At 73.2% G+C, this 21,388-nt stretch carries 22 protein-coding genes and 1 pseudogene; 6 read left to right on the forward strand and 17 right to left on the reverse strand.

What is annotated here, in order from left to right:
• Positions 1–22: 22 nt before the first annotated feature.
• The 10 genes from N8I86_RS08745 to N8I86_RS08790 all read right to left on the reverse strand — a co-directional run bounded on the left by N8I86_RS08745 (position 23) and on the right by N8I86_RS08790 (position 10,289).
• Complete coding sequence (locus N8I86_RS08745; protein WP_263277520.1) at positions 23–505, reverse strand: hypothetical protein; 483 nt, start codon at positions 503–505, stop codon at positions 23–25.
• Positions 506–780: 275 nt separating this feature from the next.
• Entirely contained in the window at positions 781–1,368 is a 588-nt protein-coding gene (locus N8I86_RS08750; RefSeq protein WP_073899574.1) for an RNA polymerase sigma factor, read from the reverse strand.
• A 109-nt stretch (positions 1,369–1,477) separates the two neighbouring features.
• Positions 1,478–2,023 (reverse strand): arginine repressor, encoded by a 546-nt coding sequence (locus tag N8I86_RS08755; protein ID WP_073899576.1) that lies wholly within the window; start codon positions 2,021–2,023, stop codon positions 1,478–1,480.
• Between the two features lie 7 nt (positions 2,024–2,030).
• Entirely contained in the window at positions 2,031–3,239 is a 1,209-nt protein-coding gene (locus N8I86_RS08760) for an acetylornithine transaminase (RefSeq protein WP_073899578.1), read from the reverse strand.
• Positions 3,236–4,144 (reverse strand): acetylglutamate kinase, encoded by a 909-nt coding sequence (gene argB, locus N8I86_RS08765; RefSeq protein ID WP_073899580.1) that lies wholly within the window; start codon positions 4,142–4,144, stop codon positions 3,236–3,238. Before argB ends, N8I86_RS08760 begins: the two co-directional genes overlap by 4 nt.
• On the reverse strand, positions 4,141–5,292 hold the full coding sequence (gene argJ / locus N8I86_RS08770; protein WP_073899582.1) for a bifunctional glutamate N-acetyltransferase/amino-acid acetyltransferase ArgJ: 1,152 nt from the start codon (positions 5,290–5,292) through the stop codon (positions 4,141–4,143). Before argJ ends, argB begins: the two co-directional genes overlap by 4 nt.
• Positions 5,289–6,317, reverse strand: a complete 1,029-nt coding sequence (gene argC, locus N8I86_RS08775) for an N-acetyl-gamma-glutamyl-phosphate reductase (RefSeq protein WP_073900056.1) — start codon at positions 6,315–6,317, stop codon at positions 5,289–5,291. Before argC ends, argJ begins: the two co-directional genes overlap by 4 nt.
• Positions 6,318–6,362: 45 nt before the next feature.
• Positions 6,363–6,743, reverse strand: coding sequence for a GtrA family protein (locus tag N8I86_RS08780; RefSeq protein ID WP_073900058.1), 381 nt, complete (start codon positions 6,741–6,743; stop codon positions 6,363–6,365).
• Positions 6,743–7,693 (reverse strand): glycosyltransferase family 2 protein, encoded by a 951-nt coding sequence (locus N8I86_RS08785; protein WP_263277521.1) that lies wholly within the window; start codon positions 7,691–7,693, stop codon positions 6,743–6,745. The genes N8I86_RS08780 and N8I86_RS08785 overlap by 1 nt, the downstream gene beginning before the upstream one ends.
• Before the next feature lie 22 nt (positions 7,694–7,715).
• Positions 7,716–10,289 carry a YfhO family protein gene (locus N8I86_RS08790; RefSeq protein ID WP_073899587.1) on the reverse strand — a complete coding sequence of 858 codons (2,574 nt, stop codon included), beginning with the start codon at positions 10,287–10,289 and terminating at the stop codon, positions 7,716–7,718.
• 285 nt (positions 10,290–10,574) lie between these two features.
• On the opposite strand from N8I86_RS08790, the gene N8I86_RS08795 reads away from it, so the two are divergent.
• On the forward strand, positions 10,575–11,012 hold the full coding sequence (locus tag N8I86_RS08795; protein WP_073899589.1) for a carboxymuconolactone decarboxylase family protein: 438 nt from the start codon (positions 10,575–10,577) through the stop codon (positions 11,010–11,012).
• A 102-nt stretch (positions 11,013–11,114) separates the two neighbouring features.
• On the forward strand, positions 11,115–11,570 hold the full coding sequence (locus N8I86_RS08800; RefSeq protein ID WP_263277522.1) for a DUF6314 family protein: 456 nt from the start codon (positions 11,115–11,117) through the stop codon (positions 11,568–11,570).
• Here N8I86_RS08800 and N8I86_RS08805 read toward each other — a convergent pair.
• From N8I86_RS08805 to N8I86_RS08815, 3 genes and pseudogenes are all read right to left on the reverse strand, one after another.
• Positions 11,567–12,160 (reverse strand): histidine phosphatase family protein, encoded by a 594-nt coding sequence (locus tag N8I86_RS08805; RefSeq protein ID WP_073899593.1) that lies wholly within the window; start codon positions 12,158–12,160, stop codon positions 11,567–11,569. The genes N8I86_RS08800 and N8I86_RS08805 overlap by 4 nt on opposite strands.
• A gap of 72 nt (positions 12,161–12,232) precedes the next feature.
• Complete coding sequence (locus N8I86_RS08810) at positions 12,233–12,670, reverse strand: GNAT family N-acetyltransferase (RefSeq protein ID WP_123438469.1); 438 nt, start codon at positions 12,668–12,670, stop codon at positions 12,233–12,235.
• Positions 12,671–12,737: 67 nt separating this feature from the next.
• A pseudogene (locus N8I86_RS08815) lies at positions 12,738–14,173 on the reverse strand (aminotransferase-like domain-containing protein).
• Here N8I86_RS08815 and N8I86_RS08820 point away from each other — a divergent pair.
• Together N8I86_RS08820 and N8I86_RS08825 are read left to right on the forward strand one after the other, a co-directional pair.
• Positions 14,172–15,083 carry a DMT family transporter gene (locus N8I86_RS08820; protein WP_263277523.1) on the forward strand — a complete coding sequence of 304 codons (912 nt, stop codon included), beginning with the start codon at positions 14,172–14,174 and terminating at the stop codon, positions 15,081–15,083. The pseudogene N8I86_RS08815 and the gene N8I86_RS08820 sit on opposite strands and share 2 nt — an antisense overlap.
• A 19-nt stretch (positions 15,084–15,102) precedes the next feature.
• Entirely contained in the window at positions 15,103–15,300 is a 198-nt protein-coding gene (locus tag N8I86_RS08825; protein ID WP_073899599.1) for a DUF1918 domain-containing protein, read from the forward strand.
• Position 15,301: 1 nt separating this feature from the next.
• On the opposite strand, the gene N8I86_RS08830 is transcribed toward N8I86_RS08825, so the two are convergent.
• Positions 15,302–16,471 carry a glycoside hydrolase family 10-like protein gene (locus N8I86_RS08830; protein WP_404830798.1) on the reverse strand — a complete coding sequence of 390 codons (1,170 nt, stop codon included), beginning with the start codon at positions 16,469–16,471 and terminating at the stop codon, positions 15,302–15,304.
• Positions 16,472–16,786: 315 nt separating this feature from the next.
• Between N8I86_RS08830 and N8I86_RS08835 the strand changes: the two genes are divergently transcribed.
• Both N8I86_RS08835 and N8I86_RS08840 read left to right on the forward strand, forming a co-directional pair.
• Entirely contained in the window at positions 16,787–17,647 is an 861-nt protein-coding gene (locus N8I86_RS08835; RefSeq protein ID WP_073899603.1) for a 3-hydroxybutyryl-CoA dehydrogenase, read from the forward strand.
• Positions 17,648–17,841: 194 nt separating this feature from the next.
• Positions 17,842–18,102, forward strand: a complete 261-nt coding sequence (locus N8I86_RS08840; protein ID WP_073899605.1) for a hypothetical protein — start codon at positions 17,842–17,844, stop codon at positions 18,100–18,102.
• On the opposite strand, the gene N8I86_RS08845 is transcribed toward N8I86_RS08840, so the two are convergent.
• The 3 genes from N8I86_RS08845 to N8I86_RS08855 form a co-directional block, all read right to left on the reverse strand.
• Positions 18,099–18,635: an NUDIX hydrolase gene (locus N8I86_RS08845; RefSeq protein ID WP_073899608.1), complete on the reverse strand. Its 537-nt coding sequence runs from the start codon at positions 18,633–18,635 to the stop codon at positions 18,099–18,101. The two genes, N8I86_RS08840 and N8I86_RS08845, sit on opposite strands and share 4 nt — an antisense overlap.
• A 65-nt stretch (positions 18,636–18,700) precedes the next feature.
• Positions 18,701–20,041, reverse strand: coding sequence for a transcriptional regulator (locus N8I86_RS08850; protein ID WP_073899610.1), 1,341 nt, complete (start codon positions 20,039–20,041; stop codon positions 18,701–18,703).
• A gap of 215 nt (positions 20,042–20,256) precedes the next feature.
• The gene (locus N8I86_RS08855) at positions 20,257–21,330 is read right to left on the reverse strand and encodes a PP2C family protein-serine/threonine phosphatase (protein ID WP_263277524.1); all 1,074 of its coding nucleotides are present in this window, start codon (positions 21,328–21,330) and stop codon (positions 20,257–20,259) included.
• Positions 21,331–21,388: the final 58 nt, after the last annotated feature.

Raw genomic sequence — 21,388 nt, forward strand, 5'->3', positions numbered from 1 at the left:
CCGCCCGAGGCTGCTCGCCCTTTCACGCCTGCGGGGTCACGACCCGTCCCTTCTGGAGCTCGGCGGTGGCGAGGACCGTGCCGTCGGCGGCCGTCAGCCGGGCGCCGGAGAACGCGGTCAGGTCGTGCGGGAGCGCGACGCCCCAGGCCCCGCGGCCGTCGCGCACGGGGAAATCGCCGGCGCGGACGGTCGTGCCGTCGGCGCGTTCGAGGAGGCAGGTGACCCGGCCGTCGTGCGGGGTGCCCGGGCCGGTGAGCGCGACGGAGACGAAGAGCCAGCCGGGGCTGCCGGGGTGGGCGTAGAGCTCGCCCACGGGCTCCCCGCCGTCCTCGGCCGAGGTCATGTCCCCGACCAGCACGGGCTCTGACCCGACGGCGGGCGGCGCCGAGGCGGTGACCTCCTGGACGGCCGTGCCGACCGCCCAGCCGGCGAAGCCGATCGCCACGGTGACCGCGGCGGCGACGGCCGCGACCCGCAGCCTGGCCCGCCGCGCCCGGCCGCGCATCCCCGGGGGTGCGGGCGGCGGCAGGGGCGGCCCGCCGTCCCTCGGATCCCGAGCGCTGCGTCAGAGCGCGCGCCACCCGTGTCTCGAAGCCGGGCGGCGGTTCGCTGTCGGGCAGCAACCCGATCAACCGGTCGCCGATCCCGGTCAGTTGCCGGACGAATTCCCGGCAGCCCGCGCACCGGTCCAGATGGGCGATCGCCTCGGCCCGCTCACGGCCGGGCAGCACGCCCAGCGCCAGCTCGGCGCCGACCTCCCGCAGCTTCTCGCAGTTCGCGTCACTGGACATGGTCGCCTCGCTTCGGAGACGCGAGTGTGGTGCGCAGTTTCGCCATCGCCGCCCTGATCCGGGTCTTGGCGGTGCCCAGCGGGATCTTCTCCGCGTCGGCGATCTGCTGGGCCGTCATGCCGTAGATGCCTGCCATCATCAGGGCCCTGGCCTGCTCCCGCGGCAGCCGTGCCAGGGCCGCCCGGAGCTGGGAGGAGGCCTCGTCGGCCAGCGCCCACCGCTCGGGGGTCTCGGTGACGACTCCGAGGAGGGGGTCGAGGTCCTCGGGTGCCATCGGCTCCGTCCGCCGTGCGCGGACGGCGTCGATGGCGAGGTTGTGCGCGATGGTCGTCAGCCAGGTCGTGACCGAACCGCGGCGCGAGTCGTAGATCTGGGCATGTTTCCACGCACGCTCGAACGTCTGCTGAGCGACGTCCTCGGCGAGTTGCTGGTCCCCGGTGACGGTCATGGCGACACCGAAGACCCGGTGCTGGAACCTCCGTACGAAGAGCACGGCGAGCTCCGGATCGCCGGTGGCCAGCCCGGACAGCAGAGCCTCGTCCGGGAGACGGCCGACGGGGGACCGGGAACCCGACACACCTCTGTATACGTTCGACGGCCGCCAGGGGATTGCCCGCCCGCCTGACCGCTCGCCGCGGAAGATCACCTACCCATTCTCCGTCGGCGGGCCGGGCCCCGCACGCGGGTCAGTGCCCGTTCTGCGCCAGTCGCAGCAGGTGGTCCGCCAGGGCCTGCCCGCCGGTCGGCTCCCGGCTGATCAGCAGCAGCGTGTCGTCGCCGGCGATGGTGCCGAGGATGTCGTGCAGCTCGGCCTGGTCGATGGCCGAGGCGAGGAACTGCGCCGCCCCGGGCGGGGTGCGCAGCACGACCAGGTTGGCCGAGGCCTCCGCGGAGATGAGCAGCTCCTGCGACAGGCGTCGCATCCGCTCCTCCTTCGCCGACTCCCCGAGGGGGGCGCGCGGGGTGCGGAACCCGCCCTCGCTCGGCACCGCGTAGATCAGGTCGCCGTCGTTGTTGCGGATCTTCACGGCGTTCAGTTCGTCGAGGTCCCGGGAGAGCGTCGCCTGGGTGACGCTCAGCCCGTCGTCGGCGAGCAGCTTCGCCAGCTGGCTCTGTGAACGCACCGGCTGCCGGTTGAGGATGTCCACGATCCGGCGGTGCCGTGCGGTGCGGGTCTGCGGCACGGCCGGCCCGGCGCCCGCCGTCTGGTCGTGGTCCTGCGCCTGGCTCATCGTCGTCTCATTCTCCGGATCGTCCGTCCCCGTGGGCCGTGTCGAGGATGCCGGGCAGTGCCTGGAGCAGCGCTCCCGCCTCGTCGTCCCGCAGGTTCAGCGGCGGCATGAGCCGTACGACGTCGGGGGCGGGGGCGTTCACCAGGAAACCGGCCTCCTGGGCCGCCTGCTGCACCTGAGGCGCGTGCGGCCCGGTGAGCACGATACCCAGGAGCAGGCCCGAGCCCCGGACATAATCGATCAACGGGTGGCCCAGCGCCTCGATTCCGTCGCGCAGCGCCGCCCCCTGCCGCTTGACGTTCTCGAGCAGTCCGTCGTCGGCGATGGTGTCCAGGACGGCGAGTCCGGCGGCGCAGGCGACCGGGTTGCCGCCGAAGGTGGTGCCGTGCTGGCCGGGCCCGAGCAGGTCGGCGGCGCGGCCGAAGGCCACGGTGGCGCCGAGCGGGAGTCCGCCGCCGAGCTGCTTGGCCAGGGTGACGACGTCGGGCAGCACACCCTCGTGGGCCTGGTACTCGAACCAGTTGCCGGTGCGGCCGATGCCGGTCTGCACCTCGTCGAGGACCAGCAGGGCGCCGGTGGCCGCGGTGATCGCGCGGGCCGCCTTCAGGTAGCCGGGCGGCGGTACGACCACGCCGTTCTCGCCCTGGATCGGCTCGACGACGACGAGGGCGGTCTCCTCGGTGACCGCCGCGGCCAGAGCCTGGGCGTCCCCGTAGGGCACGTGGGTGACGTCGGCGGGCAGCGGCCGGAACGGCTCCTGCTTGGCGGGCTGGCCGGTGAGGGCGAGGGCGCCCATGGTGCGGCCGTGGAAGCCGCCCTCAGTGGCGACCATGTGGGTCCGACCGGTCAGCCGCCCGATCTTGAAGGCGGCCTCGTTGGCCTCGGCGCCGGAGTTGCAGAAGAAGACCCGGCCCTCGCGGCCGAACAGCTGCAGCAGCCGCTCGGCGAGGGCGACGGTGGGCTCGGCCAGGAAGAGGTTGGAGATGTGGCCGAGGGAGCCGATCTGCCGGCTGACGGCCTCGACGACGGCCGGGTGGGCGTGGCCGAGGGCGTTGGTGGCGATGCCGCCGACGAAGTCGAGGTAGGCGCGGCCCTCGGCGTCCCACACCGTCGTGCCCGCACCGCGCACCAGCGGCAGCCGGGGGGTGCCGTAGTTGTTCATGAGCGCGCCCTGCCACCGCGTGGTGAGCTCCGCGTTGCTCCCGGTCCCCGTCATGACTGTTCCCCCTCGGCTTCGTCGGGCACGACCATGGTGCCGATGCCTTCGTCGGTGAAGATCTCCAGCAGGATGGAGTGCTGGACCCGGCCGTCGATGACGCGGGCGGTCGTGACGCCGTTGCGGACGGCGTGCAGGCAGCCCTCCATCTTCGGCACCATGCCGGAGCTGAGTTCCGGCAGCAGCTTCTCCAGCTGGGATGCGGTGAGGCGGCTGATCACTTCGTCGGAGTGGGGCCAGTCCTCGTAGAGGCCCTCGACGTCGGTGAGGACCATGAGGGTCTCGGCGCCCAGTGCCGCAGCGAGTGCCGCAGCCGCCGTATCAGCATTGACGTTGTAGACATGTCCGTCGTCCTGACTGCGGGCGATGGAGGAGACGACCGGGATGCGGCCGTCGGCGAGCAGGGCCTCGATCGCGCCCGTGTCGATCTCGGTGATCTCGCCCACCCGCCCGATGTCGACGAGTTCGCCGTCGATCTCGGGCTGGTGGCGGGTGGCGGTGATGGTGTGGGCGTCCTCGCCGGTGAGGCCGACGGCGAGCGGGCCGTGCTGGTTGAGCAGGCCGACCAGCTCGCGCTGCACCTGCCCGGCGAGGACCATCCGTACGACGTCCATGGCGTCCTCGGTGGTGACGCGCAGGCCCGCCTTGAACTCGCTGACGATGCCGTGCCGGTCCAGGGCGGCACTGATCTGCGGGCCGCCGCCGTGCACGACGACGGGCTTGAGGCCGGCGTGGTGGAGGAACACCACGTCCTTGGCGAACGCGGCCTTCAGCTCCTCGTCGACCATGGCGTTGCCGCCGAACTTGATGACGACGGTCTTGCCGTTGTGCCGGGTCAGCCAGGGCAGCGCCTCGATGAGGATCTGCGCCTTGGGCAGCGCGGTGTGCTTTCGCGTGGGTGTCATGAGGAGTAGGCGCTGTTCTCGTGGACGTAGTCGGCGGTGAGGTCGTTGGTCCAGATCGTCGCGGTGTCGGAGCCGGCGGCGAGGTCGGCGACGATGTGCACCTCGCGGTAGCGCATGTCGACCAGCTCGCGGTCCTCCCCGACGGAGCCGTTCTTGCAGACCCAGACGCCGTTGATGGCGACGTTGAGCTGGTCCGGCTCGAAGACGGCCCCGGTGGTGCCGATCGCGGAGAGGACCCGGCCCCAGTTGGGGTCCTCGCCGTGCAGGGCGCACTTGAGGAGGTTGTTGCGGGCGACGGAGCGGCCCACCTCGACGGCGTCCTCCTCGCTCGCCGCGTTGATCACCTCGACCTTGATGTCCTTGCTGGCGCCCTCGGCGTCCCCGATGAGCTGCCGGCCCAGGTCGTCGCAGACCTGCCGGACGGCCTCCGCGAACTCGGCGTGCTCCGGGGTGACGCCGGAGGCGCCGGAGGCGAGCAGCAGGACGGTGTCGTTGGTGGACATGCAGCCGTCGGAGTCGACGCGGTCGAAGGTGACCCTGGTCGCGGCGCGCAGGGCCTTGTCCAGCTCCTCGTCGCCGAGGTCGGCGTCGGTGGTGAGGACGACCAGCATGGTGGCGAGGCCGGGGGCGAGCATGCCGGCGCCCTTGGCCATGCCGCCGACGGTCCAGCCTCCCTTCGTCACGACGGAGGTCTTGTGGACGGTGTCGGTGGTCTTGATGGCGATGGCGGCCTTCTCACCACCGTGCTCGGAGAGCTGGGCGGCGGCCGTTTCGATGCCCGGGAGCAGCTTGTCCATGGGCAGCAGGACGCCGATCAGGCCGGTGGAGCAGACCGCGATCTCGATGGCGCCCCGGCCGAGCACCTCGGCGGCCTTCTCGGCGGTGGCGTGGGTGTCCTGGAAGCCCTTGGGTCCGGTGCAGGCGTTGGCGCCGCCGGAGTTGAGCACCACGGCGGACACCTGGCCGCCCTTGAGGACCTGCTCGGACCACAGCACCGGCGCGGCCTTCACGCGGTTGGAGGTGAAGACGCCCGCGGCGGCACGGCGGGGCCCGTCGTTGACCACGAGGGCCAGGTCGGGGTTGCCGTTCTCCTTGATCCCGGCGGCGATGCCCGCCGCCGTGAATCCCTTGGCTGCCGTGACGCTCACGGTGCGACTCCGATCGTGGAAAGCCCGGTGGTCTCGTCGAGTCCCAGGGCGAGGTTCATGCTCTGCACGGCACCGCCCGCGGTGCCCTTGGTCAGGTTGTCGATGGCGCTGATCGCGATGATGCGGCTCATGGAGGCGTCGTACGCGACCTGCACCTGAACGGCGTTGGAACCGTGGACGGACGCCGTCGCGGGCCACTGGCCCTCGGGCAGCAGGTGGACGAAGGGCTCGTCGGCGTAGGCCTTCTCGTAGGCCGCGCGGACCGAGTCGGCCGTCACCCCCGCCACGGCGGAGGCGCTGCACGTGGCCAGGATGCCGCGCGGCATGGGCGCCAGCATCGGGGTGAAGGACACCGCGACCCGCTCCCCCGCCGCGCCGCTGAGGTTCTGGATCATCTCGGGGGTGTGCCGGTGGCCGCCGCCGACGCCGTACGGCGACATCGAGCCCATGACCTCGCTGCCGAGCAGGTGCGGCTTGGGCGCCTTGCCCGCGCCGGAGGTGCCGGACGCGGCGACGATCACCGCCTCCGGTTCGGCGAGCCCCGCCGCGTAGGCCGGGTACAGGGCGAGGGTGACGGCGGTGGGGTAGCAACCGGGCACCGCGATGCGCTTGGACCCCTCCAGCGCGGCGCGGGCACCCGGAAGTTCGGGGAGGCCGTAGGGCCAGGTGCCGGCGTGCGGCGAGCCGTAGTACGTCTCCCAGTCGGCCGGGTTCCGCAGCCGGAAGTCGGCGCCCATGTCGACGACGAGGACGTCGGGGCCGAGTTGCTCGGCGACGGCGGCGGACTGCCCGTGGGGCAGCGCCAGGAAGACCACGTCGTGCCCGGCGAGGTGCTCGGCCGTGGTCTCGGTGAGCACGCGGCCGGCCAGCGGCAGCAGGTGCGGCTGGAGCGCGCCGAGCCGCTGCCCGGCGTTCGTGTTGCCGGTCAGGGCGCCGATCTCGACCTCGGGGTGCGCGAGGAGCAGGCGCAGGAGTTCCCCGCCCGCGTATCCGCTCGCCCCGGCCACCGCCGCACGTACCACCATGTCCATCCTCCTCTGGATGGCATGACTATACGTATCGCTGCACGTTTATGCAATCGACCGGGTCTCGCGACCGGGGAGCATCACCCAGCGGGAGACGACGAAGGTGACCGGGATCGCCGCCGCGGAGGCGAGCAGCGGGGCGAACCGGCTGCCCGCGTGCAGGACGTCGACGATGACGTACACCCCGGCCGTGGTGATGACGAAGTTGGTCGCGTTGGTCAGCGGGAACAGCAGGAACTTCCGCCAGGTGGGCCGCGTCCGGTAGGTGAAGCGCGCGTTCAGGAAAAAGGAACCGACCATGCTGAGCGCGAAGGCGAGCACGTGCGCGGCCAGATAGGGCAGCCATCTCAGGAACAACAGATAGAGGAGGTAATAGGTGGCGGTGTTGACCACACCGACCAGGGCGAAGGTGATGATCTGTCGTATCAAGGAATGAGATCCTTCGCGCGTTCCACGTTGGTCGCCTTCACCAGGAAGTGCGGGCGGCCCTTCACCTCGTAGTAGATACGGCCGGTGTACTCCCCGATCACTCCCAGCATGACCATCTGGACGCCCGCGAGGGCGGTGACCGCGGTGATGATGGTCACATAGCCGGGGGTCTGGACCCCGTTGGCGAGCGCGGCGCCCACGATCCAGGCGGTGTACAGGCCCGCGCACAGCAGCAGGCCCATGCCGAGCCACAGGGCGGCCCGCAGCGGGCGGTTGTTGAAGGACAGCAGGCCGTCCAGGCCGTAGTTGAGCAGGCCGCGCAGGTTCCAGGAGCTGCGGCCGGCCTCGCGGACGGCGTTCCCGTACTCGAAGGTCGTGCTCGGGAAGCCCACCCAGGCGAACAGACCCTTGGAGAAGCGGTTGTACTCGGTGAGGGCCAGCACCGCGTCCACGACCCTGCGCGACAGCAGCCGGAAGTCGCCGACGCCGTCGACGAGTTCGACGTCGACCAGGCGGTTGACGAGCCGGTAGTACAGGCGGGCGGTGAGGGTACGGGTGAGGCGGTCACCGGTGCGCGAGCGCCGGGCGATGACCTGGTCGTGGCCCTGTTCCCGCAGTTCCACCATGCGCCGGATCAGCGCCGGCGGGTGCTGCAGGTCGGCGTCCATCACGATCACCGAGTCGCCCGAGGCGTGCCGCAGGCCGGCGAGCAGGGCGGCCTCCTTGCCGAAGTTGCGGCTGAAGGACACGTAGCGCACCCTCGGGTCGAGGTCGGCGAGGTGCCTGAGGACGGCGAGGGTGCGGTCACGGCTGCCGTCGTCGACGTAGACGAACTCCATGTCGTGGCCGAGCGGCAGCAGTTCGTCGGCGACCTTCTGCACCTCCTGGTGGAAGCGTTCGACGGCGTCTTCCTCGTTGTAGCAGGGTGCGACGATCGATATCAGCATGGCGGATCCCCCCTGGGCGCGGTCAGGAAGCGGTGGTCGCGCGCTCGCGCGGTGATGTGGGCGTGGGCGGCGCGGTGGAGCGCCGGCGGCGGACGGCGGTGCAGGCGGTGAGCAGGACGAGGGCCCCGAGCGAGGCGGCCCCGACGGTCGTGCCCAGCCGCAGGCCGGGTGGATGGAAAGTGCAGGTCAGGCTGGTGGCACCGGCGTCCAGCGGGACGGCGATCAGGCCGTGATACCGCCCGGCGGGGCGGGCGGGGCCGTCGCCCGCCGCGCACCGCCAGCCGGCGATGCGGGGTGCGGCGACGACCGCGACCCCCTTGCTGCCGGCGGGCAGTTCGGCCCGTACGACGCCGTCGGAGACCGTCACGCGGGTGGCTCCGGTCGCCTTCAGGCGGGCGGCGGCGGTGTGCAGCCGCCCGGTGTCCAGGCAGCCGACGGCGCCGGCCGGGACCCGGCCCGGGCGGCTCGGGGTCAGTTCGACGCGCACCCGGCCGGAGGCCGGGGTGCGGCCGAGCGGCTCCATGGCGGCCCGGTTGCGCGGGTACTCGAACCGGAAGACGGCCGCCGGGGCGCCGGTGCCCGCCAGGCGCGCGGTGCCGGAGAAGTGCGGCGCCCACAGCTGCACCTGGGTTCCGGCCGGGCAGACGGCCGTGATGGCCGGCCTCGCCACGGCGGTCCCGGTGCCGACCCGGCGCGTCCGGACCGGCCGCCCGTCGTCGTCGTGCACGGTGAGCCGGGGCACGGTGTAGACGCGGCTGCCGAGCAGCAGTTCCTGGTTGCGGTAGGGCGACGGCCCGAAGGACCCGGTGGCGGCGGTGGCCCGCACGGTCACGAGCGGCGGGACGTCCTGCCGGCTCACGGTCACCCGGGTACCGTCCGCGGGCGGGTACATCTGGTGCGGGTCCGGCGGGGAGTGCACCCGGGCGCCGACGGAGAACACGACGTCCGTGACGGCGTTGTCGAGGCTCTGCACGCTGCGGCCGCGCGAGGTCCAGCCGCCGCCGAGGGCGGTGAGGGTACGGCTGAGGACGTCCGGGGTCAGGCTGCTGTAGTACGCGGCGCCCTGGCCGCCCACCAGCATCGGGTCGTTGCCGACGGTCTGCTCGCGGCCGGGGTCGGTGCGGTACCGGGGCCAGTCGTCGGCCCGCGCGACCGCGGCGGCCTGCCGCTCCTGTCGCGGCCCCCAGGGCGCGTAGTCGTCCAGGTGACCGAGGCGCAGCTTCGTGGCGACGGCCGAGGTGGCGGCGGTCTCCCCGAGCTGCCCGCCGAGGAGCAGGACGGCGGCGAGCGCGGCCGGTCCGGCGCGCCGCCCGGCCCGGCCCAGCAGCACGAGGCCGGCCAGCGCGCCCGCGACGGCCGGCCCCAGCACGGTCCAGGTGTACGGCCGGACCAGCTCGCCGCGTGCGGCGACGGCGGTGATCAGGGCCAGCAGCGCGGTCGCGGCACCGAGGGCGCGCGGGCCGGGCGGGCCGTGGGACAGCGCGTGCCAGGCGGCGAGGACCAGCAGTCCGCACAGGACGAAGGCCTGCCGGTAGGCGCTGCCCTGCGGGGTGGCGAAGGCGTGCCAGACCAGGTGGGTGGGGCCCCACTGGAGCGACAGGGCCACCGCGAGCACCAGTGCCGTCCAGCCCGCGCGCACCCGGGCCGGGACCGCCCGGTGGAAGGGCAGGGCGAGGGCGAGCAGCAGGGCGAGGGCGCCGACGTAGAGGGCCGGGGAGCCGAAGCCGTACGTCGCCGGCAGCAGCCGGGCCGCCACGTCCTCGACGGGCACCGGCGCGAACTGCCGTACGCGGCCCGGGCGGGCGTGCCGGGTGCCGAACCAGATCACCGTGACCAGCGGAGCGGCGAGGCCCACGCCTAGGGTGACGGTGAGGGCGGCACGGCCGGCCGCGGCGAGGGCCTGCCGGCGGGGCGGGCGGATGAGCAGCAGGCGCAGCAGCAGGACGAGGGCGGCTCCGAGGGTGGCCATGTAGGCGGTGTAGAAGTTGGCGGTCCAGGCGAGGGCGACGATCAGGACGCCCGGGAGCCTCCCGCGGCCGGCGATCGCCCGTTCACCGACCAGGCAGAGCAGCGGGAAGGCGATCAGGCCGTCGAGCCACATCGGGTTGTACGAGGCGTCGGCGACGCTCCAGCCGCACAGCGCGTAGGAGGCGCCGAGCAGTCCGGCCGCCCACCAGCGGCCGGGGCGCAGGGTGAGCAGCAGCCAGGCCATGGCGGCGGCGGCCGACGCGGTCTTCAGGGCGGTGACGGCGTAGACCGCGAGGTCGATCCGGTCCCGGGGGAAGACGGCGACGAGCAGGGCGTAGGGGCTGCCGAGGTAGGTGCCGAGGTCCGGCAGGAAGCTGGTGCCGTACCCGGACTGCCAGTTGATCAGGAGTCCGCCGTCGGCCCGGCCGTGCAGCAGGTCCCACAGGTGGGCGTGGAAGGGGACGTACTGATTGCCGAGGTCGTTGACACTGCGGGTGCGGGGACCGAAGGGATAGCTGCGTGCGAGGACGTCGGCGGCGCAGAAAGCCGTGACCGTGACGGCAGCGGCGAGCAGCGCGGCGGCGCGAGCGGGTGTGCGAGGTCCACCGGGCGTGGTGAAGCGTTGCATTTCTCGGCAGGCCCCCAGCGAATTCACTTCACGGATTTCGCGGACTTAGACGGGGCGACTTTCCGGTTGGTTGTGTGCTCATCGATAAGTGAGGCGTATCCCTCCGAATTCGGTGAACGCATGATGAATTTCGCCGCTGCCCGGTGAATCCGGATTTTCCGGAGGGTGATGCGGAGGTGAAGCGCGTCGGTGGGTTGACCTTGAGCGCACTCCAACTCCTACGGTTCTCCACACGGAGCAGGAACGGCCGCCGTACGAGCGGGGGCCGCAGACGGAGGAGTCGGTATGAGCGAGAGCACGACCCGGGAAGAGCGCTTCGCCCACGGCCTGGAGGTGCTGAACGCGGTCGACGGCGAGGCGGGCCGGCGGGTGATCGACTCGCTCGCCGACGTCAGCCCCGAGCTGGGCCACCAGATCGTCTCCTGGGGGTTCGGCGAGATCTACGCACGGCCGCAGCTCGCGCCCCGCGACCGCCAGTTGGTGACCCTGGGCATGCTGACCGCACTGGGCGGCTGCGAGCCGCAGCTGGAGGTGCACGTCAACGCCGCGCTGAACGTGGGTCTCACCCCGGAGCAGATCGTGGAGGCGCTGCTGCACTCGGCCGGCTACTGCGGTTTCCCGAAGGCGCTCAACGCCACGTTCGTCGCGAAGAAGGTCTTCGCCGAGCGCGGGCTGCTGCCGCTGGAGCAGCCCGCCGAGGAGCCTCCGGCCGCTTCGGCCTGACCCGCGGGAGGCGGGGCGGCGTCACCGTAAGCTCGACCCATGCACGCTCCGCCGCCCCCCCGTCCTCGTGTCCGGCCCCTCCGCCCGGGGGAGGGCGCGACGATGAGCGGGTTCCGGCCGGTGCCGGACGTGCTGGCCCACCTCGCGGGGCGCTGGCGCGTGACGCGGACCGTGCGGGACCTGGCCGGCGGGGAGGAAGGGCGTTTCGACGGCACGACCGTCTTCAGCCGCCTGCCGGAGGGCGGACTGCTGCACGAGGAGTCCGGCACGTTCACCTGGCAGGGCGTCGCGCGTCCCGCGACCCGGACCCTGCGGTTCCTGCCGGGACACGCCCCGGGGACGGCGGACGTGCGGTTCGCGGACGGCCGCCCCTTCCACGAACTGGACCTGACCTCGGGGCGGTACGTCGCCGGCCACCCCTGCGCCGCCGACCACTACCGCGGCGAGTTCACCGTCCTCGACGCCGACCACTGGCGCACGGTCTGGCGGGTCGCCGGCCCCGCCAAGGACCTCGTCCTCACCACCGAGTACGCGCGCGAGGCCGAGACCACCGGTTAGGTCCGCGAGGGCTGGGGGGCGATGCCGTCGAGGCGGAGGTTCCAGCGGCCGCCGCGGCCGGTGACGGTGGTCGTGGACAGCGGGCGCACGTCGATGTTCCAGTAGGTCGTGGGCGGCGCCTTCAGGGCGTAGACCAGCGCCGCGCGGATCACCGACGGCTCGGCGACCGCCACGATCCGGCCGCCGTCGTCCGCCGGCCGGGTGTCCAGCCAGCCGCCGACCCGGGAGATGAACCCGAGCAGCGACTCGCCGCCGTGCGGCGTGGCCCGCGGATCGGCGAGCCAGGCGTCGACCGCCTCCGGCTCCCGGGCCATCGCCTCGCCCAGGGTCAGCCCGCGCCAGCGGCCCATGTCGCAGTCCCGCAGGGCGAGCTGCACCAGCGGGGCGTACCCCAGGGCGTCGCCGGTGGCCCGGCTGCGCGGGGTCGGCGAGCAGTAGCGCAGGTCGGCGGCGGCCAGCGGCAGCAGGTCCCCCGCGGCACGCTGCACCTCGTCCCACCCGGCCTGGTCCAGCTGCCGGTCGTCCTCGAAGCGCTCGGCGAGCAGCGAGGAGCTGCGCGCGGCGGCGACGAACGTCACCCTCAGTGGCATGCGGTGATGGTGAGCCGTGCGGCTGCGCAGGTCAAGAGCTGCCGTCCGGAGTCACCGGCGGTGTACGAGCGCTTACTCGAAAGGGTGGATCATCCACTGCTCGGGACGGTCCAGCGGCCGGAAGCCCAGCTTCCGGTAGACCTCCTGCGCGTCCTGGGTCGCGAGCAGGATGCGGCGCAGTCCGTACGGCTCCAGCTGGTCGCGGACACGGCCGACGAACGCCGTGCCGACCCCCTTGCCGCGCACCGCCGGGTCGACGTACACATCCGCGAGCCAGGCGAACAGCGCCCGGTCGGTGACCACCCGCGCGTACGCCACCTGCTCCCCGGACGCCGTCGCGTACACCCCGAAGTTCAGCGACGACTCCATCGCCCGCCGGTGCTTCTCGCGGGACCGGCCGATCGCCCAGTAGGCGTCGGTCGACAGCCAGCGGTGCACCCGGTCGACGTCGACGCGTGCGGGGTCGGCGGAGAACTCGTAGCCCTCGGGCAGTCCGGTCCGGTCGCTCATCGCGTGATCATCACAGGCCGGGGCGGCGGAGTCGACCGGATATCGCGGCCGGTGCCGCGCGCCCCGGTCACAGCACCTCGTCGCAGGCCGCCCGCAGCCGCCGCACACCCTCCGTGATCTCCCCGGTCCCGGCGACCGCGGCGAAGCTCAACCGGACGTGGGCGGCCGGGGGTTCGGCGCTGAAGTAGGGGCGGCCCGGGGTGAGGGCGACGCCCGCCCGGAGGGCGGCCGCGGCCAGCGCGGACTCGTCGGCGCCGTCGGGCAGGCGCAGCCAGAGGTGGTAGCCGCCCGACGGGACGTGCGGGAGGGCGAGTTCGGGCAGGTGCCGGGCGAGCGCGCTGGTCATGGCGGTCCGCCGGGCCTGCAACTCCCCCGCGATCGTGCGCAGATGGCGGGGCCAGGCCGGTGCGCCGACGAGTTCCAGCGCGGCCTCCTGGAGCGGCCGGGGGACGAAGAAGCTGTCCACGACCTGGATGGCCCGCAGACGTTCCAGCACCGGACCGCGGGCCGCCAGGGCGCTCACCCGGAAGCTGGGCGAGGTCGCCTTGGTGAGCGAGCCGACGTGGACGACCACGCCGTCCGGGTCGTCGGCGGCCAGCGGCCGGGGCAGCGGGCCCGCGTCGGCGTGCACCAGACGCCGGACGAAGTCGTCCTCGACGACGAACGCGCCGGCCTCGCGGGCGATGCGCAGCACCTCCGCGCGCGCCGCGCGGGGGCGAGCACGGCACCGGTCGGGTTCTGGAACAGGGGCTGGCAGACGAACACCCGCGCGCCGCTGGCCCGGAAGGCGTCGGCGAGCAGGTCGGGGCGCACTCCTTCGGCGTCGACGGGCACCGGCACCGGGCGCAGACCGGCCGCGCGGGCGAGGGCCAGCATGCCCGGGTAGGTCGGCGACTCGACGAGGACCGGGGCGCCGGGCTGGGCGAGCGCGCGCAGTGCGGTGGCCAGCGCGGCCTGCCCGCCGGCCGCGATCAGCACCTCGGCCGCCGTCACCGCGCCGCCGATCCCGCGCGCGAACCACTCCCGCAGCTCCGGCAGCCCCTCCAGCGGCGGCCGGCCCCAGGCGCCGGGCCGCCGGCCGGCCCGGGCGAGGGCGGCCGCCATGGCCCGCTCCGGCTGGAGCGAGGGGTGCAGATACCCGCCGCTGAACTCCAGCACGCCGGGCGGCGGGGCGGCCAGCGAGACGGTGACACCGGAGGCGTCCACGGTGCGCGGTACGAGTTCGGCGGTGCCGTCGGCGCTCAGCGCGACCTCCTGCCAGGAGGTGTCCCCGGCGGAGGTCTCCGTCGCGCGCGGCCGGGCCCGGAAGGCCCCGGCGCCGGGCCGGGTGATCACGAGCCCCTCGGCGGACAGCTGGGCGAGGGCCCGTGACACGGTCACCGGGCTCACCCGGAACCGCTCCACCAGAGCACGACTCGACGGCAGCTTTCCACCGGGAGAGTAGCGGTCGAGCTCCCTGCGTAGCTCTTCTGCCAGCTCACTCACACTGCTACGCTCATACATGAGAGTACAGAGTAGCGCTACTACGCCCACCCCGATAGCGGTGACCACTCCTCGGGAGCGCCGGGCCCTCGGCACCGGGCTGGCCGCGCTCGGTGTCGCCTCCTTCTCCCTGACCTTCCCGGCCACCGCCTGGGGACTTCAGGGCTTCGGACCCTGGTCGCTGGTGGCCGTGCGCAGCGTCCTCGCGGCGCTGGTCGCGGGCGGCTGCCTGCTGGTGCTGCGGGCGCGGCTGCCGCAGCGGCGCCATCTGCCGGGGCTGGCCGTGGTCGCCCTCGGCGTGGTGCTCGGCTTCCCGATGCTGACCACGCTCGCCCTGCAGACCTCCACCACCGCGCACGCCGCCGTCGTGGTGGGGCTGCTGCCGCTGACCACCGCCGTCTTCTCGGCCGTGCGCACGGGCAGCCGGCCCTCCCGCAGGTTCTGGCTGGCGGCCGTGGCGGGCGCCGCGGCCGTGCTCGCCTTCACGATCGGGCAGAGCGGCGGGGCGCTCACCGCCGCCGACGCCTACCTCTTCGCGGCCCTGCTCGTGTGCGCGGCCGGATACACCGAGGGTGGCCGGCTGGCCCGGGTCATGCCGGGCTGGCAGGTCATCGGCTGGGCGCTGACGCTGTGCCTTCCGCTGAGCGTGCCGGCCGCCGCCGTGGCGCTGGCGTACGAGCCGGTCCACCTCACCGCCCACGGCGTCGCCGGGGTCCTCTGGGTGGCGCTGGGCTCGCAGTTCCTCGGCCTGGTCGTCTGGTACCGGGGCATGGCGGCCATCGGCATCCCCCGGGCCAGCCAGTTGCAGTTGGCCCAGCCCCTGCTCACACTGGTGTGGTCGGCGCTGCTGCTGGGCGAGCACTTCACGGCGGCCGCTCCCCTGACCGCTGTCGCCGTGCTCGTGTGCATCGCCGTCACCCAGCGGTCGTGAACATGAGGAGGGCCGGTAGATGCGCGCATCCAAGGGCGACCGTCTTGTCCAGCACGGCAGGGTGGTCGGCCAACACGACCAGGTCTCGGAAGTCGTCGAAGTGATGGGGCAGGAGGGCAACCCGCCCTACCGGGTCCGCTTCCAGGACGGACACGAGGCGATCATGTCTCCCGGCCCCGACTGCCAGGTCGAGCACCGGGGCGAACAACAGCGGTAGGTCAGCGCGGTGGTGTCGCCGGTCGCGGGTAGTGATCGGCGACCACGCGTGCCATCGCCCCGACCGGGTCCGCCGCCACGTCCTTGGCGGCGAAGAACACATGGCCGTGCACCTGCGGATATCCCGCGGCGAGGGTGAGGTGCCGGGACAGCTCCACCGGGTCCTGCCAGGCCGACGGCTCCCCCGCCGCGCCGGCCTTGTAGAGCGCCTCGCCGAGGTAGAGCCGCGTCCGGGTCCCCTCGACGGTCCGCGCCCACCACGCGACCAGCTCGGCGTAGCCCGCGTCACCGTTGCCGATGTGCCAGTACAGCTGCGGGACGACGTAGTCGATCCAGTTCTTCCTGACCCAGGTGCGGGTGTCCGCGTACAGGTCGTCGTACGTCTGGACGCCCGCCCGCGTGTCCGAGCCGCGGGAGTCGGTCGAGGCGTTGCGCCACACCCCGAAGGGGCTGATCCCGAACCGGGTGCCGGGCCGTACCCGGCCGATGCCCTCGGCCGTCTCCCGCACCAGCCGGTCGATGTTGTCCCGCCGCCAGGCGGCCCGGCTGTCGAACGCGCCGCCGTGGCGGTCGTAGGCGTCGTCGTCGTCGAAGGTCTGGCCGGCGACCGGGTACGGGTAGAAGTAGTCGTCGAAGTGCACCCCGTCGACCGGGTACCGGGCGACCGCGTCGAGGACGGTCTGCCGGACGAAGGCGCGGACCTCGGGCAGGCCCGGGTTGTAGTAGAGCCTCCCGTCGTAGGAGACCACCCGGTCCGGGTGTCTGCGCGCCGGGTGGGAGGCGACGAGCCGGCCCGGGTCCGTGTGGTTGGCGATCCGGTAGGGGTTGAACCACGCGTGCAGTTCCAGGCCCCGCGCGTGGGCCTCCCGTACGGCCGTGCCGAGCGGGTCCCAGCCGGGGTCCCCGCCCTGCGTGCCGGTGAGGTACTCGGACCAGGGCTCGTACGGCGAGGGCCACAGGGCGTCGGCCGTGGGCCGCACCTGGAGGATCACCGTGTTGAGCTTGTTGCGCACCGCCTTGTCGAGGTGGGCGAGCAGTTCCCGCCGCTGGGTGCTCGCCGGCAGGCCGGGCCGCGAGGGCCAGTCCCGGTTGGCCACGGTCGCGACCCACACCCCCCGCATCTCGGCGACCTCGTCCCGCCGCCCCGCCGCGGCCCCGCCCTGCGCGGTCATCCGGTTCTCCGGCCCGGCGCCCTGCCGCCCCCGTGCGGGGGCCGCCCCCGGGTACCGTGCCGCACGCCGTCGTCGCGCCCTGGGCGGCCGTGGCCAGCGCCGACAGCGCGGTCAGCGTGAAGGCCCGCCGGGACATCCGCACCATCCGCACACCGCCTACCCTCCGGATCCGCTCCGTCACGGATCGTTCCGCGGCTTAGGATGCCCCCACCCCGCCGATCGATCATCGATACTTGGCGGTAACGTGCACGATCGGAGCAGGCGCCGAACCCGGAGGTCTGCCAGCGAGCCGGAGAATCCAGCGAAGGGAACGATGTGACCGACATCGAGCGCGTCGGAGTCGTGGGCTGCGGCCAGATGGGCGCGGGCATCGCCGAGGTGTGCGCCCGCGCGGGACTGGACGTGAAGGTCGCCGAGACCACCGGCGAGGCCCTGGAGATCGGCCGTACCCGGCTGTTCGGCTCCCTGGCCAAGGCCGCCGAGCGCGGCAAGATCACGGAGGAGGAGCGGGACGCCACGCAGGCGCGCCTGAGCTTCACCACCGACCTCGGCGAGTTCGCCGACCGTGACCTCGTCATCGAGGCCGTGGTGGAGAACGAGCAGGTCAAGACGGAGATCTTCCAGGTGCTCGACCAGGTGGTGACCCGGGCGGACGCGATCCTGGCCTCCAACACCTCCTCGATCCCGCTGGTGAAGCTGGCCGTCGCCACCTCCCGCCCCGACCACGTCGTCGGCATCCACTTCTTCAACCCGGCCCCGGTGCAGCAACTGGTCGAGCTGATCCCGGCGCTCACGACCTCCGAGGGCACGCTCAGCCGCGCCCAGGTCTTCGCCGAGAAGGTGCTGGGCAAGCACGCCATCCGCGCCCAGGACCGCTCCGGTTTCGTCGTCAACGCCCTGCTCGTGCCGTACCTGCTGTCCGCGATCCGGATGTTCGAGTCGGGCATCGCGAGCCGCGAGGACATCGACAACGGCATGGAGATGGGCTGCGCCCACCCGATGGGCCCGCTGAAGCTGTCCGACCTCATCGGTCTGGACACCATCGTGTCCATCGCGAACTCGATGTACGCCGAGTACAAGGAGCCGCTGTACGCCGCTCCCCCGCTGCTGCAGCGCATGGTCGAGGCGGGCCGGCTGGGCCGGAAGACCGGCTCGGGCTTCTACCCCTACGGCTGATCACGCAGAGCGACCCCCACGGGCCCGGCACCGGATCTCGGTGCCGGGCCCGCGCGTTTCACACTCCGTGTGCGCGCCGGGCCCGCATATGCCCCTCGCACACGCTCCCCTCCCGCCCACCAGGCGAGTTGACTCTGCATGCGCATGCAAGGGATGCGGAACCATCCCCACCGACCACCGAAAGGAGCGGACCCGTGACCGCCGAACCGGAGCATCCCGTGGTCCAGGGAGAACTCGCAGAGTTACGGCGCCGCCTCGATGTGGCCTACGCCCGCGTCGAGGGAGGGCTGGCGCTGCTCAGTCACCGCACCGAGGAGACGGCGAAGGAGCTGGACGAGCTGAGCACCCGCATGGTCTCGCTAGAACACGCCCGCTGGCCCCTGCCCTCGCTCGCCGCGCTGACGGCGCTGGGCGCGCTCGTCGTGGCCGTCTGGCAGGTGCTGACGGTCCGCTAGCCCTCGGCGAGCCTGAGGTGGTGCAGCAGCAGTAACGCGGCCGCCATGTTGGCGGCCGGGACCTCCCCACGGGCGATCAGGTCGGGGACGAGTTTGAGGGGCACCCACTCCCGACGGTCCGACTCGAAGTCGTCCACGGGGTGTCCGGTGTACTCGCCCCGGTCGGACCAGTAGATGTGGTGCCGGGCGTCGGTGAGGCCGTTGGACGGCTCCACGCTCATCAGGTGGTGCAGGGGCCCCGGCCGCCAGCCGGTCTCCTCCTCCAGTTCCCGGGCGGCCGCGCCCGCGATGTCCTCGCCGTCCTCGACGACGCCCGCGGCCAGTTCCCATCCCCAGCTGTCGGTGATGAAGCGGTGACGCCACAGCAGGAGGACCTCGTTGGCCTCGTTGACCACCGTGGCCACCGCCACGGGCCGCAGCCGGATCAGGAAGTGGTCCAGATGCCGGCCGTCGGGCAGCTCGACATCCGCGAGATTGACCCTGAACCAGCGGTTTGCATACACAGTTTGTTCGTTCTGCTTCGTCCACTGCACGGTTCTGCCACCTTCCGCCGAGTAAGTGGCAATATCGCAGCAGGGACGGTGCTCCTACAGTGGGCCTACAGCGGTACGCGCAGGGCGCCGTCGATGAGTTCGGCGGCTTCGGCGGTCCCGGCCGAGCCGCAGCGCACCAGATGCTCGCGCACCGCGCGGAGTCTGTCGCGCAGCCGCTGGGACTCCATCCCGCGGGCCTGCTCGGCCATTTGCACGGCCGTGACCACCGCTTTGTCGGCGTTGCCCTGGCGCAGTTCGATCGTGCTGAGCATGGCGAGCCGGTGCACCCGCCCGCGGTCGTGCGCCGGATTGTCGACCGCCGCGGCCGCGTGCTCCCGGGCGGCCGCCAGCTCCCCGAGGCTCAGCAGCGCCTCGGCCACCTGCACGTTGACGAGGCCGGGCTGGACGTAGCCGGTCTCGTCGGGCTCGTATCCGCGGCGGATGCGGTCGGCGGCCGTCTCGGCGCGCCGGATGCAGGACAGGGCACTGCCCGAATCGCCGAGGTGGGCGTACGCCTTGGCCTGCATCGCGTACAGGTCGGAGGCGAGCGCCGGGGTGATGTGCCGGCCCGCCGCCCGCAGCGCGGCCTCCGCGAAGGCGACGGCCTGCCGGTACTCCCGCATGAACAGCGACTGGTTGACCAGCAGCGCTATCACGTACGCGCCCAGTCCCCGGTCCCCGCTGGCCTTCGCCAGCCTGAGCGCCTGGTGGAAGTAGCGCTGGGCGAGGCCGTGGGCGTCCGAGTCGTACGCGCAGATACCGGCGATCGCCACCAACCCGCCGGTGGAGCGGTGCAGTTGGCGGCCGGTGGCGTCGGTGTAGCTGCCGCGCAGCAGCGGCGCGGCCTCGGCGTTGAGGAAGCCGACGATCCGCGTCCGCGTCGCGACGCCGCCGGCCTTGCGGTACATCTGCTCGTAGTGCGTGCGGGCGGCCCGCAGCATCTCGATGTCGGCGGCGGTCACCCGGTGCCGGCCGCCGCGGGACACGTCGACGTCCTCCGGCGGGTTCTCCCACTCCCACACCGGCATGACGGCGGGAGTGCCCGTGACGGCCGGAGCGCCGAGCACGTGCGGCCGCTGCTGCTCGTCGGACCGCCACAGGGCGGTCGCCCGCTCCACGAACCCGCTCAGCGAACCGGCGTGCGGGGTGCTCGGCTCACCGGGCACCCCGAGGCCGATGTCGTCCAGGGTCACCGGACGGTGCAGACGTCCGGCGAGCACCTCGCAGATCAGGTCGGGCACCTGGCCGCGGGGCCGCTGTCCCTTCAGCCACCGCGCCACGGCGGTGTGCTCGTACCGGAGCGCGAGGCCCCGTCGCCGGCCCGCCTGGTTGACGTGGGCGGCGAGACCCGCGTGCGAGATCCCCGCCTCGTCCAGGATCGCGTCGAGCAGAGTGTTGGGCTGCATGGATGCCCCCCGAATGGCCTGGTGCGGTCAGCGTAGTGGCACCGGGTTCACACGGGGTGTGAACGGAGTACGTGCATCCGGTGCGTACGCGCGCTGTCGCTCAGCGTGTTCCGCCGGTTGACTGGCATCCCTCGCAAGAGGTCGGCCGGGCCGCCGGCTCCCCCTCGAAAAGCGGCGGCCCGGCCCGCGGCCGGGCGTCGGCGCGCGGGTTCGGGTCAGGGACGTGTCGTCGGATGCGGGTCGATGGCGGCCGGCCGCCCGCTCCCCCGCGCTCCCAGGCAGGAGAGCCGGGCGCCGCCGCGGTCGTTGCGCAGGACCAGGAGCGCCACGTCGTCGGCGGGTCTGCCGGCCGTGTGGTGCAGCAGGGCCGTGAAGACCTTGCGCAGGACCAGCTGGGCGGAGACCGGATGGTCGCGCACGGCCCTGCGCAGGACCTCCGGGAGCGCGAAGAACCGGCCCCGGGCGTCCCGGGCGTCCTCGGCGCCGTCCGTGAAGAGGACCAGCGCCTCGTCCGGGAGCAGCCGGCCGCAGGGGCGGGCCCGCAGGTCCGGCGGCAGCGGGAAGGGGCCCAGCGGCGGGAGCGGATCCGCACGCGTCAACGGCTCGACCCTCGTACCGCTGAGCAGATACGGCCACGGATGGCCGCAGTTGAGGGCCCGCAGCTCGCCGTCCCGGCCGATCTCCAGCAGCACGAGGGTGACGAACTCCTCGGCGACGGGACGGTCCGGGTCGGGGCCGCCGGCCGCCGGGTGCTCGGCGCGGGCCCGCTCGCGCAGGTGCCGGTCCAGCGCCCGCTCCAGCCGGCGCATGACCAGGTCGAGTGCCGGCTCGTCGTGAGCGGCCTCGCGGAAACTGCCCAGGACCGCGGCGACCGTGCCCAGAGCCGCCAGACCGTGCCCCCGTACGTCCCCCATCACCACGCGGACGCCGTGCTCGGTGGCGATCGCCTCGTACAGGTCGCCGCCGACGCTCGCTCCCCGGTCCGCGGACAGCTGTGCGGCGGCGGCGCTCAGCCCGTCGAGACGCGGGGGCGGCGGACGCAGCACGACGCTCTGCGCGACGCGCGCCGCCCGCCGGGCCAGCCGCAGCTCACGGAGGAGGGAGCGGCGGACGTGGACCACCAGGCCGGTGCCCACCGCGAAGAACACCGCGCTGGTGACGATGCGTGCGCCGAGCCCGTTCTGCTGGGCGAGCGGGCAGCCGTACTTGTAGGCGACCGCCACGGCCCCCCACATGGTGGGCAGTACCGCTCCGCGCGCGGTGGTCGGCCGTGCCTTGATGCGGATCATGCCTGTGGTCCCCCATCCGGGCCCTGACAGAGCAGATGGACCGACCCCGAAAGGCCGG

It is taken from the genome of Streptomyces albidicamelliae, from assembly GCF_025642175.1.
In the GTDB taxonomy this organism is placed as follows: Bacteria; Actinomycetota; Actinomycetes; order Streptomycetales; family Streptomycetaceae; genus Streptomyces; species Streptomyces albidocamelliae.